Below are 18,221 nucleotides of genomic sequence, written 5' to 3'. Positions count from 1 at the left end.
GCCTCACCAGCCCTTCGCGAGGCTCGTCTGCAGCCGGGCGGCCCGCGCGGCCCGGAGTTGGAAGATCGCCTTCACCAGGGCCGGCGCGGCGATGAAGATGACGATCAGCGCCTGAAGCACGGTGACCAGCTCCAGCGAGATCCCGGAGTACGACTGCATCCGGTTGCCGCCGGCCTGCAACGCGCCGAACAGCAGCGCGGCCAGCGCCACGCCCCAGGGTTTCACCCGGCCGAGCAGGGCGACGAGGATGCCGTCGAAGCCGATCTGGGCGACGACCAGGGGGGTGAGGGCGGCGGCGGTGGTGCCCAGCACCATCTGCGAGCCGCCGAGCCCGGCCAGGGCCCCGGCGAAGACCATGATCAGCACGTAGGTCCGGGTGACGCTGATGCCCGCGGTCCGGGCGGCGTCCGGGTTGGCCCCCACCGCCCGCAGCTCGAAGCCGAGCGTGGAGCGGTTGAGCAGCCAGGCGACCGCCCAGGTGGCCAGCACGGCCAGGAGGATGCCGGCGTGTGCCCGCAGCCCGTCACCGAACAGTCGCGGCAGCTGGGCGGAGGTGTCCACCGACCGGCTGATCGCGTCGGTACGGTTTGGGTCCTGCACCCCGCTCTGCACGATCAACCAGGTCAGGAAGTAGACCGCGATGTAGTTGAGCATGATCGTGTTGATCACCTCGTGCGCGCCGGTCCGCGCCTTGAGGATGCCCGGGATGAAGCCCCAGATGGCACCGCCGAGCGCGCCGGCCAGCACCGCGACCAGCAGGTGCAGCCCGGGTGGCAACGGCAGCAGGAAGCCGGCCAGCGCGGCCAGGATGACACCCATGGTGGCCTGCCCCTGGGCGCCGATGTTGAACAGGCCGCCCCGGAAGGCCAGCGCCACCGACAGGCCGGTGAAGACCAGCGGCGCGGTGTAGGTGAGGGTCTCCGAGATCGGGCTCAGCGCCGAGTTGAAGCTGTTCGCGGCCGGGTCGAAGACGGAGCCCTTGAACAGGTTCGCGTACGCCTCGCTGACCAGCGTCCAACTGGCGTTGATCGCGTCCGACGGTCGGGCGGTGATGTACGCGTAGGTGGCCAGCACGTCCGGATCAGAAACGATCATCAGGATCGCGCCGACGATCATCGCCAGCACCAGCGAGAGCAGGGTCACCGTGAACGTGTTGGCGGCCCACAGGTTCTCCAGGAACAGCCGCCCGAGGGTGGGGCGCTGCTCGTGCCCGCCTGGCGTGGTGGCCGACTCGGCGCGCTCGGTGTTGCCGAGCGCGGTCCGGCCGGCCTGCTCCTCACTCGCCGGTTCCTTGTCCGGGGAACTCGACTGTGGCTCGTCGGTCATGCTTTCTCGTCCTCGCTACCTGGACCCTCGGGGGCCGCGGCCACGCCGTCGGTGGTGGCTGTCGTGTCGCGGTCGGTGGTCGCGGCCGTGCCGCCGCCGGACACGGCGTCGGCGTCGGTGGTCGCCGCCTCGCCCCGGTCGGTGGTCGCCACGTCGCCGCCCTCGGCAACCGACGCGCGGTCCGGGGAACCGCCCGTCGCGTCGGGGCTGATGCCCGCCATCAGCAGACCGATCTCCTCGCGGGGGGTGTCCGGGCCGACGACGCCGATGATCCGCCCGCGATACATCACCGCGATCCGGTCGGCCAGTCCGATCACCTCGTCCAGCTCGCTGGAGACCACCAGCACGGCGGTGCCGATGTCGCGCTCGCGGATGACCCGGCTGTGGATGAACTCGATCGAGCCGACGTCGACGCCCCGGGTGGGCTGGGCGGCGATGAAGAGCTTCAGCGGCCGGGACAGCTCCCGGGCCACGATCACCTTCTGCTGGTTTCCGCCGGACAGGGTGCCGACCAACGCCTCGGCCGAGGAGGTGCGTACGTCGAACTGCTCGATCCGCTCCCGCGCCGACTTCGTGATCGCGTCCGGCCGCAGGGACAGGCCCCGACCGAACGGCGGCCGGTCGTACATGTCCAGCACCAGGTTCTCGGCGACGCTGAACTCCTTGACCAGACCGTCGACGCTGCGGTCCTCCGGCACGTAGCCGACGCCCGCCTGGAGCACCTTCTTGGTCGACCAGCCGTCGACCCGCTGGCCGGCGAGGCTGACCGTGCCGGCGAGCACCGGGCGCAGACCCATGATCGCCTCGATCAGCTCGGTCTGGCCGTTGCCCTGCACGCCCGCGACGCCGAGCACCTCTCCCGCGCGTACGGTCAGGTCGACGCCGTCCACCGCGCGGACCTGCCGGTCGTCGTCGACGACCAGGCCGGAGACCTCCAGGACGGGCTCGCCCGGGGTGGCCGGGGTCTTGTCCACGGTGAGCCGGACGGTACGGCCGACCATCAGCGCGGCCAGCTCGTCGCGGCTGGCCTCCGGCGACGCCGTGCCCACGGTCTTGCCGCGCCGGATCACGGTGATCCGGTCGGCGATGGCCTTGACCTCGCCGAGCTTGTGGGTGATGAAGACGATCGACTTGCCGGCGGCCTTGAGTGACCGCATCACGGCGAGCAGTTCCTCGGTCTCCTGCGGGGTGAGCACCGCCGTGGGCTCGTCCAGGATGAGCAGGTCGACGTCGCGGGTGAGCGCCTTGACGATCTCCACCCGCTGCTGCACGCCGACCGGCAGGTCCTCGATCACCGCGTCCGGGTCGACCCGCAGGTTGTAACGCTCGGACACCTCGGCGACCTCGCGCCGGGCCCGGCGCCGGTCCAGGAACCCGGCGATGCCGCCGCGCACCTGTTCCGCACCGAGCATGATGTTCTCGGTGACGGTGAAGACCGGCACGAGCATGAAGTGCTGGTGCACCATGCCGATGCCAGCCGTGATCGCGTCGGAGGGGCCGCGCAGCTTGAGCGGCTTCCCGTCGACCAGGATCTCGCCCTCGTCGGGCTGGTAGAGCCCGTACAGCACGTTCATCAGGGTCGACTTGCCCGCGCCGTTCTCGCCGAGCAGTGCGTGAATCTCTCCAGGCTCCACCGTCAGGTCGATGTGGTCGTTGGCGACCAGATCACCGAACCGCTTGGTGATGCCGCGCAGTTCGAGTCTCAGCGCAACCTCCTGAAGTGCGAAGCGATGGTGCAGCGTAGCTGCTGGCGACCGAGGCGCGACGTCGGCCGGACCGGTGGCGCGGACCGGCCGCTGCGGCACGGCGGATCTCCCCGCGCCGTAGCGGCCGGATCAGGTGTGGCGTGGCTCGCCGGCCGCTCTCGGTGATCGTCCCACCGGGAGCGGCCGGCGGCGGGTCACTTCGGCTGGGCGGCCGACTCGACCTTGACGCTGCCGGCGGCGATGTCCGCCTTCAGCTTGTCGACCTCGGCCTTGAGCTCGGCCGGAACCTTGCTCTCGAAGTCGTGGTACGGAGCGATCGAGACACCCTCGTTGGCCAGGGTGCCGATGAAGCCCGGGGTCGCCTGGAGCTGCTCGCCGCCGGCGGCCTTGAGTACGGCCTCCTTGACCGCGCCCGGGATGTTCTTCACCACGGTGGTGATGATCGCCGGACAGTCCGGGGTGCTCTCGCAGCCGTCGACGTCCACCCAGATGGTGTTGTACTTACCGCCGGAGGCCTTGGCCGCACCGGTGGTGCCGAGGCCGGCGCCGCCGGCGACCGGCATGATGATGTCCGCGCCCTGGGCGACCAGTGCGTCGCTGACCTTCTTGCCCTCGTCCTGCTTGACGAAGTCGTTGGTGAAGGAGCCGTTCTGGGTCTCCTTGTTCCACCCCAGGACCTGGACGTTCGCGCTCTTGGCCTGGTTGTAGTAGGCGACGCCGTCGGCGTACCCGTCCATGAAGATGGTCACCGGCGGGATCTTCAGGCCGCCGTAGGTGCCGACCTTGCCGCTCTCGCTCATGCCGGCGGCGACGTAGCCGGCGAGGAAGCCGGCCTGGGCGGTGTCGAACTGCATCGGGTAGACGTTGGCCACGCCCGGCGCCGCGTCGACGATGCCGAACTGCTGGTCCGGGTTCGCCTCGGCGATCTTCTTGGTGGCGTCGCCCATCAGGCCGCCGACGGCCAGGATGAAGTCGCAGTCCTGGTTGACGTACTGGGTGAGGTTCGGCTCGTAGTCCGCCTCGGCCTTGGAAGCGACGTACTTGATGTCGATGTTGCTGTTCTCCGCCTTGGCGTCCTCCAGGCCCTTCCAGGCGGAGGCGTTGAACGACTTGTCGTCGATGCCGCCGACGTCGGTCACCATGCAGGCGCTGAACTGCTCGCCGCCGGAGCCGGCGTTGTTGTCCTCATCCGGGGCCTCGCCACAGGCGGCGGCGCTCAGTACGAGCCCACCCGCCGCGATGATCGAGGCGATCCGCATCCCACGCACCGAGCGCAAGACGTCTCCTTCCCATTGCACACCGCGTTGTACGCGGTGGCAGCCATTGAGCCGGCCTGCGCTTGCCGCCGGCGTCCCACGTTACGGGAGCAGAGCGTACGCCCCCGCCCACCTGCCGACCGAGAATCGTGCAGGACTGTTGGAGGCCTGTTACCGCCACGTAATGCTTGGGTGGGGCAGGTCACTCCGGATGCCGACAGATGGGCGGACAGATGCCGTCAAAGTCCCATTTTGGCCGGCCGGTGAGCGGCCCGGCGGTCACCGCCAGAAGACCGCCACGGCCGCGTTGACCAGGGTCAATCCCACGATGGCGAGGAAGTGCCCACGGTTGACCTCGGCCCGCTTCCGGGAGAAGAAGACCATGACGAAGATCAGCAGCGCGAGGACCAGCTTCGTCACAATCTTCGCCGGCGCCGGCTCGTCGCCGTCACGTAGTGGCGCACTCAGGCCGATGCCGGTCAGCAGACCGATCACCGAGCCCCAGAGCATGGCCAGGTTGATCCGGATCTTGCCGGTGATGTATTGGGCGATCGCGCCGCCGAGCAGCAGCGCGAAGCCGATCAGGTGGACATAGAGGAGGATGAGTCGAAGTGCTTCCACGCCCCCCATCCTGCCCTACCAACGACACTTCGTAGTAGAGCCCACCCCCACGCCCGCGTCCACGCCCGCGTCGATCTAGGGCTTATCGTCGCGAGTTGATCTCCAACGGCGACGATAAGCCCTAGATCGACGAGGTCAGCCCTTGGTGCCGCCGGCGGTGAGGCCGGAGACGAGGTGCTTCTGGGCGAAGAAGAAGACCAGGCCGGCGGGGATGGTGACCAGGACGGCCGCCGCCGTCAGGTACTCCCACTGGGGGTTGAACTGCGGCACGAACTGCTGGAGCCCGTACGCCAGGGTGAACTTGTTGTCGGTCTGGATGAAGGCCGACGCGTACGCCACCTCGCCCCACGCGGTGAGGAAGGTGTAGAAGGCGGTCACCGCCACGGCCGGCCGGGCCAGCGGCAGCACCACCCGCCAGAAGGTGGCGAACGGCCCGCACCCGTCCAGCGCCGCCGCCTCGTCCAGCGAGGTCGGGATGGAGTCGAAGTAGCCCTTCAACATCCAGGCGCAGAACGGCACCGCGATGGTCAGGTACGCGATAATCAGTGCGGGCATCGTGTTGATCAGCCCCAACCGGGCCATGATCGTGTAGATCGGCACGATCAGGATGGCCACCGGGAACATCTGGGTGACCAGGAAGACCATCATCAGCGGCCGGCGCCCCGGGAAGTTGAACCGGGACACCGCGTACCCGGTGGTGGCCGAGAGGAAGATGCCGATGCTCATGGTGAAGGCCGCGACGATCACCGAGTTGAGGAACCACCTCGGGAAGTTCGTCTCGGTCAGCACGTAGCTGTAGTTGGCCAGGGTGGTGTCCCGGAACAGCGTCAGCTCGCTGCTCTGGATCGCGTACCCGGGCTTCAGCGAGGAGAGCAGCACCCAGGCGATCGGGCCGATCGCGATCAGCGAGGCCAGGATCAGCGTGCCGTGCAGCAGGACGGACATGGCTGGGCTGCGCCGGCTGCGCCCGGTCCGCCTCACCGCCCGGGTCTTCGCCAGGGCCGGCCCGGCGACGGCGGTCACCGTCGGCGGGGTGGCGGTCTTCTCGGTCATGTTCACCACACCTCGCCTTGCTTGCGCAGGGCCCGCCGGTAGAAGACCGAGAACACCAGCAGGATCGACAGGATCAGTACGCCGTACGTCGAGGCCAGCGAGTAGTTGCGGATGCCCTCGAACGCCGCCCGGTAGGCGCCGGTCACCAGGATCTCGCTCTGCCCGGCCGGCTGCCCCTCGGTAACCAGGAAGATGATCGGGAACATGTTGAACGTCCAGATGGTGCCGAGCAGCACCACGGTCATGCTGACCGGCCGCAGGCCGGGCAGGGTGATGTTCTTGAACCGCTGCCAGGCCGAGGCCCCGTCGATCTCGGCCGCCTCGTACAACTCGCCCGGGATGGTCTGCATGCCGCCGAGCAGCGCCACCATCATGAACGGCACGCCGAGCCAGATGTTGGTGACGATGGCGGTGAGCAACGCGGTCCACCGGTCGGAGAACCAGGAGACCGGGTCGATGCCGACGGCGGTGAGCAGGGCGTTGGCCAGGCCGAAACGCTCGTTGAAGATGAACTTCCAGGCGAACGCGCTGACGAAGGCCGGCACCGCCCAGGGCAGGATCAGCAGCACGCGGTAGAGACTCCGGAACCGCATCGGCCGGTTGATCATGGTGGCCAGACCGAGACCGAGGCCGAAGTGGAAGGCCACACAGACGAACGTCCAGATCAGCGTCGTGCCGGTCCACTGCCAGAAGTCGCCGACCTCGCCGGTGAGCACCCGGACGTAGTTGTCGAGGCCGACGAACTCCCACTTGTTGGGGTTGTCCGCGCAGACCTCGCCACCGGTGATCGACCTGGTGCAGATCTCGGCGGCCTGGTTGGCCTCGGTGAGACTGGTGAAGGAGAGCCAGATCCCGCGGAACAGCGGGTAGAAGATCAGAACTGCCAGGACGATGACGACGGGCAGCACCATCGCCCAGGCGTACCAGTGCTTGTCCCAGCTGCGGCGCAGCCGGGAGGGTCGAGCGGATCGGCCGGGCGGCGTCGACGGCGCCGGATCGGCTGTCACGGTGGTCATCAGCTGCGCTCCATGAGGGGAGGTCCGGCAGGGCCGCGCGACCGGAGACGGTCACGCGACCCTGCCGGGTGCCGAGAGGTCACCGGCCGAGGCCGGCGCCGACGGGTGAGGTCACTTCTCGTACGCGGGGACGACCTCGGCCTTGTACTTGTCCGCGACGGTGTCCAGCGCGGCCTTCGGGTCCTTGTTCTGGATCAGGACCTCGGTGGCCATCTGGTCGAGCGGGCCGAAGAACTGGCCGGCCTCGGGGATCCACGGGCGGCCCACACCGGCCTCCACGACCGGCTGGAACGCGGCGACGGTGGCGTTGTTCTTCACCGCGTCGAGCTGGTAGGCGGAGGTGCGGGTCGGCAGCAGGCCGAGCTTCTCCGACAGGAAGGCCTGCGACTCGGCGGAGCTCATGAACTTGACGAACGCGACGGCGGCGTCGACCTTCTCCTGCGGCATGCCGGACCAGATCACGTAGTTGTGGCCGCCGACGGGGCCACCGGCCTTGGCCGAGCCGGCCGGCACCGGGGCGACGCCCAGGTTCTCCAGGCCACCGAAGTCCGGCGCCTGCTGGACGTTGTTGACCTCCCACGGGCCGTTGATGATCATGGCGACCTTCTTCTCCTTGAAGAGGGTCATCATGGTGCCGTAGGAGTCGTTGGCGGAGGGCTTGACGGCCGCACCGCTGTCGATCAGGTCCTTGGCGATCGCCAGCCCGGCCGCGTTCTGCTCCGAGTTGATCACGATCTTCTTGTTGGCGGTGTCGACCAGGTCGCCGCCCTCGCCGTACATGAACGGCAGCAGGAAGTAGCCGGCCGGGTTGACGTAGACGCCCTCGGCGTCGGTCTTCTCCTTGATGGCCTGCGAGGCGGTCTTCAGCTCGGCCCAGGTCTTCGGGGCCTCGCTGATGCCGGCCTGGCTCAGCAGCTCCTTGTTGTACATCAGCGCGAGGCTGTCGGTGACCTGCGGAACGCCGTAGGTCTTGCCGTCGTACTTGTTGGAGGCGAGCGGGGTCTCCAGGAAGTCTGCCTCGTCGGCGAGCAGCTCGGAGCCGTCCAGCGCGTAGAGGTAGCCCAGCGAGGCGAACTCGGGCACCCAGGCGACCTCGGCCCGCAGGATGTCCGGGGCACCGCTCTTGGCCTGCGCCGCGGTCTTGAACTTGTTCTGCGCCTCACCGAACGGGACCGACTGGTAGTTGATCTTGACGTTCGGGTAGGTCTGGTTGAACTTGGCGATCAGCTCCTGGAACGCCGGGCCCTCGTTCTTCGGGTCCGAGGTGTCCCACCAGGTGAGTTCTGCGGTAAGGGATGCGGGGTCAACCGTGGGCTGCTCGTTGGCCGCCTTGTCCTCGCCGCCGCACGCGGCGACGGAGAGGGCGAGTGTGGCAGAGGCGAGTACGGCGATCCCCTTGGCTGTGCGACGCATGTTCGCTCCTAAGTTGCCTGCCGGGTAACGGCGGGACAGTAGCAAGAAGTTTCGTAACTCGAAACCCCTTGCGAACACGCCTGCAACAACCGTGCCCCATCCGCAACTTCAGTGACCGACAACTACCACCATCTGCGCTTTTCGCCCTCGACTGAGGTGACCCAACTCCCAGCGCCGGTCACTCTCCGCGCCGGATCAGCCCACCCATCGTCCCGACCAAGGCCAGCGCAGGCAAGCCGCATGGGCACGCTCCCGACGACCGCTGCTCGATTCTGCAAGTTCTTACTAGGCAATGCGCAAGAACTTGGCCGTGAGCTACAGTGCCGCCATGCGCGCTCGCCTGTCCGACATCGCCCAGCAGGCCGACGTCAGCGAGGCCACGGTGTCGCGGGTGCTCAATGACCGCCCCGGCGTGGCACCCGAGACTCGGCAGGCCGTCCTGACCGCCCTCGACGTGCTCGGCTACGAACGCCCGGCAAGGCTGCGCAAGCGAAGCGCCGGCCTGGTCGGTCTGGTGGTGCCGGAGCTGGACAACCCGATCTTCCCCGCCTTCGCCCAGATCATCGAGTCGGCACTGGCCCCCACCGGGTTCACTCCGGTGCTGTGCACCCAGACCCCCGGCGGTGTACGCGAGGACGAGTACGTCGAGATGCTGCTGGACCGGCAGGTCTCCGGCATCGTCTTCGTCTCCGGCCTGCACGCCGACACCGCCGCCGACCACGACCGGTACCGGACGCTGCTCGCCCGCCCGCTGCCGATCGTGATGATCAACGGGTACGCGCCCGGCATCCCCGCGCCCTTCGTCTCCTGCGACGACCGGGAGGCCGCCGAGCTGGCCGTGTCTCACCTGGTGGCCCTCGGTCACCGGCGGATCGGCCTGATCACCGGTCCCGACAGGTTCGTGCCGGTGCAGCGCAAGGTCAGCGGCTACAAGGCGGCGATGGGGCGCCTCGCCGGGATCGGCGAGGACGAGCTGGCCGACCTGACCGAGCTTTCGCTGTTCGGCGTGGAGGGCGGGGAGGTGGCGGCCGGCCGGTTGATCGAGCGCGGCGCCACCGGCATCGTCTGCGGCTCCGATCTGATGGCGCTCGGCGCGATCCGGGCCGCCCGGCAGCGCGGCCTGTCCGTCCCGGCGGACCTCTCGGTGGTCGGTTACGACGACTCCCCGCTGATGGCCTTCACCGACCCGCCGCTGACCACCATGCGCCAGCCGGTGGCGGCGATGGCGGTCGCCGCGGTCCGAGCCATGGTCGACGAGATCAACGGACACGGCGCCCCGCACTCGGAGTACCTCTTCCGGCCGGAACTGGTGGTACGCGGCTCGACCGCGGTGGCCCGGCCGGACGCCTTGGCCGGTCCGGGGCGGCAACGGCCGGCACCGCCCGCGCTCCCGGTTCCGGCGTGACGCCGGCCGCAACCGGAGCACTCGCGCATCGTTCTTGCGCAAGGAATGCTTGACTCTTGCAACGGCGGCGCGGCATCCTTCTCAGACACCCGCGCGTCCCACCTCGCCCACGCCGGGTGCCGCCGTCCCGCGCCACAGAACGGGGAACACCCGATGACCGTCAGCACTCCCTCGCCGCTGACCTCCGACGCCGACTGGTGGCGATCCGCCGTCGTCTACCAGGTCTACGTCCGCAGCTTCGCCGACTCAAACGGCGACGGCATCGGCGACCTGCGGGGCATCCGGGAACGCCTGCCCTACCTGCGCGACCTGGGCGTGGACGCGCTCTGGCTGACCCCCTTCTACACCTCACCGATGGTCGACGGCGGCTACGACGTCGCCGACTACCGCGACGTGGACCCGATGTTCGGCACCCTCGGCGACTTCGAGGAGATGATGACCGATGCCCACGCGCTCGGTCTGCGGATCATCGTCGACATCGTGCCGAACCACACCTCCGACCAGCACCCCTGGTTCACCGCGGCGCTGGCCGCCGCCCCCGGCTCAGCCGAGCGGGCGCGCTACCTCTTCGCCGACGGCAAGGGCGAGCACGGCGAGCAGCCTCCGAACGACTGGGAGAGCATCTTCGGCGGACCGGCCTGGACCCGGGTCCCCGACGGCCAGTGGTACCTGCACCTGTTCGACCCGGCCCAGCCCGACCTGAACTGGCGCCACCGGGAGGTGCGGGCCGAGTTCGAGGACATCCTGCGTTTCTGGCTGGACCGCGGCGTCGACGGATTCCGGATCGACGTGGCCCACGGCATGATCAAGGCCGAAGGGCTGCCCGATGTCGGTTTCAGCTCGATGACCACCGGCCGCCGCCAGTCCGAACTGCTCGGCAAGGGCCGGCTGCCCTACTTCGACCAGGACGAGGTGCACGACATCTACCGCGCCTGGCGGCCCATCCTGGACAGCTACCCGGGCGGCCGGATGGCGGTGGCCGAGGCGTGGGCCGAGACCCCGCAGCGGCTGGCCCGCTACATCGGCCCGGACGAGTTGCACCAGGCTTTCAGCTTCGACTTCCTCGACGCCACCTGGTCGGCCGACTCGTTCCGCAAGGTGATCGACACCGCGCTGGCCGAGTCCACCATCGTCGGCGCCCCGACCACCTGGGTGCTCTCCAACCACGACCGGCAACGGCACGTGACCCGCTACGGCGACGGCGACATCGGGCTGCGTCGGGCCCGTGCCGCCGCACTGCTGATGCTCGCCCTGCCCGGCTGCGCCTACCTGTACCAGGGTGAGGAGCTGGGCCTGCCCGAGGTGCTGGACCTGCCCGACGAGCTGCGGCAGGACCCGGCCTTCCTGCGTACCGGCGAGAGCCGGGACGGCTGCCGGGTGCCCATCCCGTGGAGCGGCGAACTTGCCCCGTACGGCTTCGGGCCCGCGGGCAGCGCGCTGAGTTGGCTGCCGGCCCCGGCCACCTGGCGTGCCCTCTCGGCGGCCGCCCAGACCGGCGTGCCCGGCTCCACGCTGGAGCTGTACCGCGCGGCGCTGCGGATCCGTCACCGCCACCCGGCGCTGGCCGGCACCGACGGCATCACCTGGTTGGAGACCGCCCCCGGAGTGCTCGCCTTTCACCGCACGGCCGGCGACGCCGTGCTGACCTGCGTGGTCAACACCGGTGACGCGCCGGCACTGATCGACGGGTACGGCGCACCGGTCGTCGCCAGCGAGGCGCTCACCGAGCAGGACGGCGGACACCTGCTCCCCGTCGACGCGGCCGTCTGGTTCGAGCGGCACTGAACGGGTAAGCCCGCCATCGACCTGGCCGTTCGGCGTGCTCCGCGCCGCCGGGCGGCTAGGCACACGACCCCTTGTGGTGGGGGGTGCGACGGTGACCGGCGCCCGGGGCGATCCCCCGGGCGCCGGTCACCGTAGGTATTCAGCCGCCGGTCAGCCGGGCCGCGATCCGGGCGAAACCGGCACGCAGCTCGGCCACGTCCGGCGCCGGCAACGGGTCGGTCCCGTGGTCGTACTCGGCCGCCAGCTCCTCTTCCTCGTCGACGGTGTCCTCGTAGTCGCCGTAGATGTCGGCCTGGTCCACCCGGACGCTCTCGTCCTGTGCGGCCAGTTGCGCGGCGGCTATCTCACCCCGGATCTGCTCCACCGACACCGCGGGCACCAGCGGTTCGACCACCGCCATCAGCTGTTCGGCGGCGACCACCGCCTCGGCCAGCGCCAGCGCGTGCGGGCGCTCGTACGGGCCGCAGACCACCGGCTCCCACTCGTCCGCGTCGGAGAGCGGACCGAAGGTGATGATCCACGGAAGGTCGCGCAGCGGCGAGTCGCTCGGCAGGTCCAACGTCACGAGTGCCCCCACTGGCCCATCATCGTCGCTACCAGGCGAGACAGGGGCTGATTCGGCCCGTTCCGACTCAGCCGGCACCACCCGGGGTACCGGGATCGCTGTCCGGATCAGGGTCGCCCGGCCCGTCGCCGCCGGCCAGGTCCACCACCCGCCCACGTTCGCTGGTCGCGGCCAGCGCGGCTCCGAAGAGCACCAGTTGGTTCAGCAGATAGAGGTAGACCAGCAGGCCCACGGCGGTGGCCACCACCGTGTACGCCGGATTGTGCTCGATTCGCCCCACCCAGAACCGGCCGACGGTGTTGAGCAGGGTGATGCCGATCGCGACGAACAGCACCACCGGACGCAGCCGGGCCCGACTCATCCGCAGCCGGGGTACCGCGACCAGCAGCAGCGTGGCCAGCACCGCGTTGACCAGCACGCTGAGCACGGCGCTGACCGTGGTCAACCCGAACGAGCCGGTGCTGCGCAGCAGGAACCGCAGCAGTGACTCCAGCGCGTCCACCGCCGCCACCGATACACCCAGGAGCACGAAGACGACGAGCAGCACGCCGAGATCGACCAACCGCCGGAGGACCAGGTTTCCCGGGTGCTGGTTGAGGCCGTGGATCAACCGTTGCGAGGAGCGGATCGCCTCCACCCAGCCGATCCCGGTGAGCACCAGGATGAGCAGACCGACCACTCCGGCGGTGCCGCTGCTGTCGGCGACCTGCGTCGGATCCAGGAACGGCAGGTTCTCACCGAGGAACTCCTCCGCCGCACCGCGGAGTTCGTCGTTGTCCTCCAGGATCGCGCCGAAGATCGCGTACCCGACCAGGGCGAGGGCGAAGGCCGCGAAGAACCCGTAGTAGGCGATCGCGGCGGCGAGCCGGCCGCCCTGCAGATCGGTGTAGAGCACCCCGGCGCGCCACAGGTGCCCGAAGACCGGGGAGCGGCGACGCGCGGCGACCAGCCGGCCGTCGATGGCCGCCTCGACCCGACCCAGAAGGTTCACGTGGTCATCCTCGCCGATCTTTGATCGGCCCGCCCGGAACCCGTCGGTTACGAAACCGGACGGCCGCCACCGGACGGGTCAACCACCCAGCCGGAAGTCCCGGCGCGGCTGCCACCGCGTCTGCCCGCTGTGCGAGAAGAGCGTGAAGCACTCCACCTCGAAGATCGCGGAGAAGTCGGCCAGGTCCTCGTACGCCCGGTCCAGCGCCTCCGGCGCGACGTCCTGCGCCACCGTCACGTGTGGATGGTAGGGAAAACGTAGTTCCCGGCGCAGTTGTGGGGCGGCGTTGATCGCGGCTGCCAACAGTTCGCACTCGCTGATCCCGGCGGCCACCGCGACGAAGACCACCTGGGTGACCGGCCGGAACGTGCCGGTGCCCCGCAGGTGCAGGGTGAACGGCAGGTGGGCGGCGGCGACCTGGATGAGGTGCCGCTCCACCGCGGGCAGCGCGGTCATCGGGATCTCGGTCGGCCCCAGCAGGGTGACGTGCGCCTGCACCGCGTTCGGGTCACCGGCCTCCAGCCGCCGCCGGGTCAGCACACTGCCCCACGGCTCCGGAATGTCCACCGCGATGCCGATCTCGACGGTGTCGCCGGTCGTCGACGATCCGTTCCCCTGATCCACGCTCCGCGCCACCCCTCCGGCCATCGATCCGTGCCCGCACCGCCGCCCTCGCGCGGACGCTCACTCGCCGCGTACCGGCGGGAAGAACCCCACCTGTTCGTACGCGGAACGCAGCGTCGGCGCCGCCACCGCGCGGGCCTTCTCCGCGCCGGCGGCGAGGAGCTTGTCCAGCTGGGCGGGATCGTCGAGGTGCGAACGGGTGCGCTGCTGGATCGGGCTGACGAACTCCCGGACCACCTCGGCCAGGTCCTTCTTCAGGTCGCCGTAGCCCTTGCCGTCGTACGCGGCGACCAGGTCGTCGATGTCGCGTCCGCTCAGGGCCGAGAAGATGGTGAGCAGGTTGGAGATTCCGGGCTTGGTCTGCTCGTCGAAGACGATCTCCCGGCCGGTGTCGGTCACCGCCGAACGGATCTTCTTGGCCGAGCGGGCCGGATCGTCGAGCAGGTCCACGATGCCCGCCGGCGACGAGGACGACTTCGACATCTTCGCCGTCGGGTCCTGCAGGTCGGTGATCTTCGCAGTGGCCTTGACGATGTGCGGCGCCGGGATCGTGAAGGTCCTGCCGAACAGCGAGTTGAACCGCTGCGCCAGGTCGCGGGAGAGCTCCAGATGCTGACGCTGGTCCTCGCCCACCGGTACGGCGTTGGCCTGGTAAAGCAGGATGTCGGCGGCCTGCAGGATCGGGTAGGTGAACAGGCCGACGCTGGCCCGCTCGTTGCCCTGCTTCTGCGACTTGTCCTTGAACTGCGTCATCCGGCTGGCCTCGCCGAAGCCGGTGATGCAGCCCAGCAGCCAGGCCAGCTGCGCGTGCTCGGGCACCTGCGACTGCACGAACAGGGTGCAGCGTTCCGGGTCCAGCCCGACCGCGAGCAGCTGCGCGGCGGCCACCCGGGAACGCTGGTGCAGCACCTTCGGGTCGTGCCCCGCGGTGATGGCGTGCAGGTCGACCACGCAGTAGAACGCGTCGTGCGACTCCTGCAACGCCACCCAGTGCCGCACCGCGCCGAGGTAGTTGCCGAGGTGGAACGAGTCGGCCGTCGGCTGGATGCCGGAGAAGACGCGGGGGCGGACGGGAACATCGGACATGCCGGCAATTCTGTCAGCAACACCCGCCGTACGTCATGACGGGCCGGCGGGTCGGGCCCGCTCGATGCTGGCGACGGCCTCGCGTCGCTGTTCGGGCAGGCGGGCGGCGGTGACCGCGAGCCGGGCCACCCGCCGTCCCTCCAGGGTCAGTACCCGCAGCAGCCAGCCGCCGTCCGGCCGGTCGGCCGGGTCGGCCGGCACCGCGATCTCGTCGCCCGGCGCCGGCAGCCGTCCCAGCGCGGCCATCACGAAACCACCCACCGTCTCGTACGGCCCGCCGGGCAGCGGCACGCCGGTGCGATCGGCGAAGTCGGCGAGGTTGAGCCGCCCCTCCACCACCGCCGGAAGCCCGCCGAGCGGGGGATCGGCTGCGTCGGCGTGCTCATCGTGGATCTCCCCGACCAACTCCTCGACCAGATCCTCGCAGGTGACGATGCCGGCGGTGCCGCCGTACTCGTCGACCACCACGGCCAGGTGGTGCCCCTCCCGCCGCATCTCGGTCAGCGCGGGCAGCACCCGTTTGCTGGCCGGCAGGCGCATCACCTCGCGGGCCAGCTGACCGACCGTGGTGCCCGGCTCCCGGTCCGGTCCCAGCAGCAGGTCGCGCACGTGCACGACACCGACCACGTCGTCGTGGGTGCCGTCGACCACCGGGTAGCGGGTGTGCGGACCGGCCCGCACCATGGGTTCCGCCTCGGCGATGGTCGACGCGGCGGAGAGGAAGACCACCTCGGTGCGGGGCATCATCACCTCACGGACCAGACGCGCGCCCGCCACCAGCACCTCGTCGATGATGCGGCGACCCACCGGGTCGAGCACCGTGTTGGCGGCGACCAGGTCCCGCAGTTCCGCCTCGCTGATCCGCTCGCGGCCGGCGGCCGGGCCCGCCCCGAGCAGTTCGGTGACGAGCCGAAGGGTGCCGTCGGCGGCCCGGACGACCACCCGGGCGACCGCTCGGGCCAGCGGGCCGGGTTGGCGGCGGGGCCGATCGTGGCCGCGCCGCCGGCGTACGCGCTGACGCGCTGCCCGCATGGAAGTGATGGTAACCAGCGGCACCCACTCCGGGAGTGTTCGACTCTGTTTAGATGTGCTCGTTCGTGGTGGAATGGACCGGCCGCAGGGAAAGCGTGGGCGCAACCGGCCACCGTAGGGTGATCAGCGCGAGGCTACGACCAGACGGGCCCGGCTAGGAGGAATACCGACGTGAAACTGCTCGTCACCGGCGGCGCCGGCTTCGTCGGCAGCGTGGCGACCCGGATGCTGCTCGACGCCGGACACGAGGTGGTCGTCCTGGACGACCTGCGCACCGGCCACCGGGAAGCACTCGCCCCCGACGCCATCCACGTCGAGGCCGGCATCCACGACGCGGCCAGCGTGCTCACCCCGCAGGCCGGTTTCGACGGCGTGCTGCACTTCGCCGCGCTGATCGCCGCCGGCGAGTCGATGGTCGCCCCGGAAAAGTACTGGCACAACAACACCGTCGGCTCGCTGGCGCTGCTCGACGCGGTGCGGGCCGCCGGCGTACCGCGGCTGGTCTTCTCCTCCACCGCCGCCGTCTACGGCAACCCCACCGAACTGCCCATCCCGGAGACCGCCGCCAAAGCGCCGACCAACACGTACGGCGCGACCAAGCTCGCCGTCGACATGGCGCTCACCTCCGAGGCGATCGGACACGGCCTGGCCGCCGTCTCACTGCGCTACTTCAACGTCGCCGGGGCCCACCTCGACGGCGACATCGCCCTCGGCGAGCGGCACGACCCCGAGACCCACCTCATCCCGATCGCGCTGGAGGTGGCCGCCGAACGACGGGAGAAGCTGCAACTCTTCGGCGACGACTACCCCACCACCGACGGCACCTGCGTCCGCGACTACATCCACGTCGCCGACCTGGCCCGCGCCCACCTGCTCGCCCTCGACGTGGCGCGGGCCGGGCAGCACCGGGTCTACAACCTGGGCAACGGCAACGGCTTCACCAACCGTCAGGTGGTCGAGGTCGTCCGCGAGGTCACCGGACACCCGGTGCCGGTCGAGGTGGCGCCCCGCCGCGAGGGCGACCCGGCCGAACTGGTCGCCTCGTCGGCGCTGGCCCGCGCCGAGCTGGGTTGGGAACCCCGCAAGCCGACCCTGCACGACATGGTCACCGACGCCTGGGCGTTCTACCGCACGCGGTTGGTGGACCGCCGGTGAGCGACCGCCACCGCGACGTCGCCCACCGCGCCACCACCGGCTTCCAGACGGCGTACGGCGAAGCACCCGCCGGCCGCTGGGCGGCTCCCGGCCGGGTCAACCTGATCGGCGAGCACACCGACTACAACGACGGCTTCGTGCTGCCGTTCGCGCTCCCGTTGCGTACCGTGGCCGCCGCCGCGACCCAGGCGGACGACGCCTGGACCGTCTGGTCCGAGTTGACCGGCGAGACCGTCGCCTTCGGCGCCGACGAGGTGGCCGCCCCCGGCCGGGTCACCGGCTGGGGGGCGTACGTGGCGGGCGTCGTATGGGCGCTGCGCGAGGCGGGCCACCGGGTACCCGGCGCCCGGCTGGCCATCGCCTCCGACGTGCCACTCGGCGCCGGGCTCTCCTCCTCCGCCGCCCTGGAGGCCGCCGTGCTCACCGCGCTGGTCGACCTCGGCGGGCTGAACCTGCCCGCCGAGGACCAGCCCCGGCTCGCCCAGCGGGCCGAGAACCACTACGTCGGCGCGCCCACCGGCATCATGGACCAGTCGGCGACGATCCGCTGCCGCACCGGACACGCCCTCTTCCTCGACTGCCGCAGCGAGCAGGTGGAGCACATCCCGTTCGACCTGGCCCGCACCGGTCTCGCGGTACTGGTGATCGACAGCCGCGCCCCACACCGACACGCCGACGGCGAGTACGCGGCCCGCCGGGCCACCTGCGAGAGGGCCGCGGGGCTGCTCGGCGTGCCCGCGCTGCGGGACGTGCCCGCCAGCGAACTCGACGACGCGCTGGCCCGGCTGCCCGACGACGAGACCCGCCGTCGGGTCCGGCACGTGGTCACCGAGGACCAGCGGGTGCTGGAGACCGTCGCACTGCTCCGCGACGGGCGGATCCGCCGCATCGGAGGGCTGCTCACCGCCTCGCACGCCTCCATGCGCGACGACTTCGCCATCACCGTGCCCGAGGTGGACACCGCCGTCGAGGCGGCGCTGGCGGCCGGAGCGCTCGGTGCCCGGATGACCGGCGGCGGCTTCGGCGGCTGCGTACTCGCCCTGGTGGACGCCGCCGACGCCGACCAGGTGGCCGCCGCGGTCACCACCGCGTACGCCCAACGAGGCTTCACCGCCCCCGACCACCTCACCGTGACCCCGTCCACCGGCGCCACCCGCCTCCCCTAACCCACCCCACCCCACCCACCC

Annotated in this window: 16 protein-coding genes; 4 read left to right on the top strand and 12 right to left on the bottom strand. The window is 70.3% G+C overall.

Annotation, left to right across the window (positions count from 1 at the left end; translation table 11 throughout):
* Window positions 1-3: 3 nt before the first annotated feature.
* The 7 genes from BMY89_RS15075 to BMY89_RS15045 all read right to left on the bottom strand — a co-directional run bounded on the left by BMY89_RS15075 (window position 4) and on the right by BMY89_RS15045 (window position 8,391).
* Window positions 4-1,326 (bottom strand): ABC transporter permease, encoded by a 1,323-nt coding sequence (locus BMY89_RS15075; RefSeq protein WP_092380599.1) that lies wholly within the window; start codon window positions 1,324-1,326, stop codon window positions 4-6.
* On the bottom strand, window positions 1,323-3,131 hold the full coding sequence (locus BMY89_RS15070) for an ABC transporter ATP-binding protein (RefSeq protein ID WP_307818714.1): 1,809 nt from the start codon (window positions 3,129-3,131) through the stop codon (window positions 1,323-1,325). The genes BMY89_RS15075 and BMY89_RS15070 overlap by 4 nt, the downstream gene beginning before the upstream one ends.
* A 95-nt stretch (window positions 3,132-3,226) precedes the next feature.
* Window positions 3,227-4,291: a BMP family lipoprotein gene (locus BMY89_RS15065; protein WP_092380598.1), complete on the bottom strand. Its 1,065-nt coding sequence runs from the start codon at window positions 4,289-4,291 to the stop codon at window positions 3,227-3,229.
* Window positions 4,292-4,567: 276 nt separating this feature from the next.
* Window positions 4,568-4,909, bottom strand: a complete 342-nt coding sequence (locus BMY89_RS15060; RefSeq protein ID WP_092380597.1) for a hypothetical protein — start codon at window positions 4,907-4,909, stop codon at window positions 4,568-4,570.
* A 135-nt stretch (window positions 4,910-5,044) separates the two neighbouring features.
* Window positions 5,045-5,962, bottom strand: coding sequence for a sugar ABC transporter permease (locus tag BMY89_RS15055; RefSeq protein WP_092380596.1), 918 nt, complete (start codon window positions 5,960-5,962; stop codon window positions 5,045-5,047).
* 2 nt (window positions 5,963-5,964) lie between these two features.
* Complete coding sequence (locus BMY89_RS15050; RefSeq protein WP_092380595.1) at window positions 5,965-6,978, bottom strand: carbohydrate ABC transporter permease; 1,014 nt, start codon at window positions 6,976-6,978, stop codon at window positions 5,965-5,967.
* 111 nt (window positions 6,979-7,089) lie between these two features.
* The gene (locus BMY89_RS15045) at window positions 7,090-8,391 is read right to left on the bottom strand and encodes an extracellular solute-binding protein (RefSeq protein ID WP_092380594.1); all 1,302 of its coding nucleotides are present in this window, start codon (window positions 8,389-8,391) and stop codon (window positions 7,090-7,092) included.
* A 328-nt stretch (window positions 8,392-8,719) separates the two neighbouring features.
* On the opposite strand from BMY89_RS15045, the gene BMY89_RS15040 reads away from it, so the two are divergent.
* Both BMY89_RS15040 and BMY89_RS15035 read left to right on the top strand, forming a co-directional pair.
* Window positions 8,720-9,796 (top strand): LacI family DNA-binding transcriptional regulator, encoded by a 1,077-nt coding sequence (locus BMY89_RS15040; protein WP_232521346.1) that lies wholly within the window; start codon window positions 8,720-8,722, stop codon window positions 9,794-9,796.
* Window positions 9,797-9,949: 153 nt separating this feature from the next.
* Window positions 9,950-11,581 (top strand): glycoside hydrolase family 13 protein, encoded by a 1,632-nt coding sequence (locus BMY89_RS15035; RefSeq protein WP_092380593.1) that lies wholly within the window; start codon window positions 9,950-9,952, stop codon window positions 11,579-11,581.
* A 139-nt stretch (window positions 11,582-11,720) separates the two neighbouring features.
* Here BMY89_RS15035 and BMY89_RS15030 read toward each other — a convergent pair whose 3' ends face one another.
* The 5 genes from BMY89_RS15030 to BMY89_RS15010 form a co-directional block, all read right to left on the bottom strand.
* The gene (locus BMY89_RS15030; RefSeq protein ID WP_092380592.1) at window positions 11,721-12,158 is read right to left on the bottom strand and encodes a hypothetical protein; all 438 of its coding nucleotides are present in this window, start codon (window positions 12,156-12,158) and stop codon (window positions 11,721-11,723) included.
* 55 nt (window positions 12,159-12,213) lie between these two features.
* Complete coding sequence (locus BMY89_RS15025; protein WP_092380591.1) at window positions 12,214-13,137, bottom strand: YihY/virulence factor BrkB family protein; 924 nt, start codon at window positions 13,135-13,137, stop codon at window positions 12,214-12,216.
* 78 nt (window positions 13,138-13,215) lie between these two features.
* Window positions 13,216-13,785, bottom strand: coding sequence for a 2'-5' RNA ligase family protein (locus BMY89_RS15020; protein WP_092380590.1), 570 nt, complete (start codon window positions 13,783-13,785; stop codon window positions 13,216-13,218).
* 36 nt (window positions 13,786-13,821) lie between these two features.
* Window positions 13,822-14,847, bottom strand: a complete 1,026-nt coding sequence (gene trpS / locus BMY89_RS15015; RefSeq protein WP_092380589.1) for a tryptophan--tRNA ligase — start codon at window positions 14,845-14,847, stop codon at window positions 13,822-13,824.
* A 33-nt stretch (window positions 14,848-14,880) separates the two neighbouring features.
* Window positions 14,881-15,879 carry a hemolysin family protein gene (locus BMY89_RS15010; protein ID WP_092380830.1) on the bottom strand — a complete coding sequence of 333 codons (999 nt, stop codon included), beginning with the start codon at window positions 15,877-15,879 and terminating at the stop codon, window positions 14,881-14,883.
* Between the two features lie 225 nt (window positions 15,880-16,104).
* On the opposite strand from BMY89_RS15010, the gene galE reads away from it, so the two are divergent.
* The gene (gene galE, locus BMY89_RS15005; protein WP_372433287.1) at window positions 16,105-17,034 is read left to right on the top strand and encodes a UDP-glucose 4-epimerase GalE; all 930 of its coding nucleotides are present in this window, start codon (window positions 16,105-16,107) and stop codon (window positions 17,032-17,034) included.
* Window positions 17,031-18,200, top strand: coding sequence for a galactokinase (gene galK, locus BMY89_RS15000; protein ID WP_092380587.1), 1,170 nt, complete (start codon window positions 17,031-17,033; stop codon window positions 18,198-18,200). The genes galE and galK overlap by 4 nt, the downstream gene beginning before the upstream one ends.
* Window positions 18,201-18,221 lie beyond the last annotated feature (21 nt).

Origin of the sequence: Micromonospora phaseoli (assembly GCF_900109115.1) — a bacterium.
Taxonomy (GTDB): domain Bacteria; phylum Actinomycetota; class Actinomycetes; order Mycobacteriales; family Micromonosporaceae; genus Micromonospora; species Micromonospora phaseoli.
The sequence above is the reverse complement of the archived record's forward strand: the minus strand, read 5'-3'. Positions and strand labels throughout refer to the sequence as shown.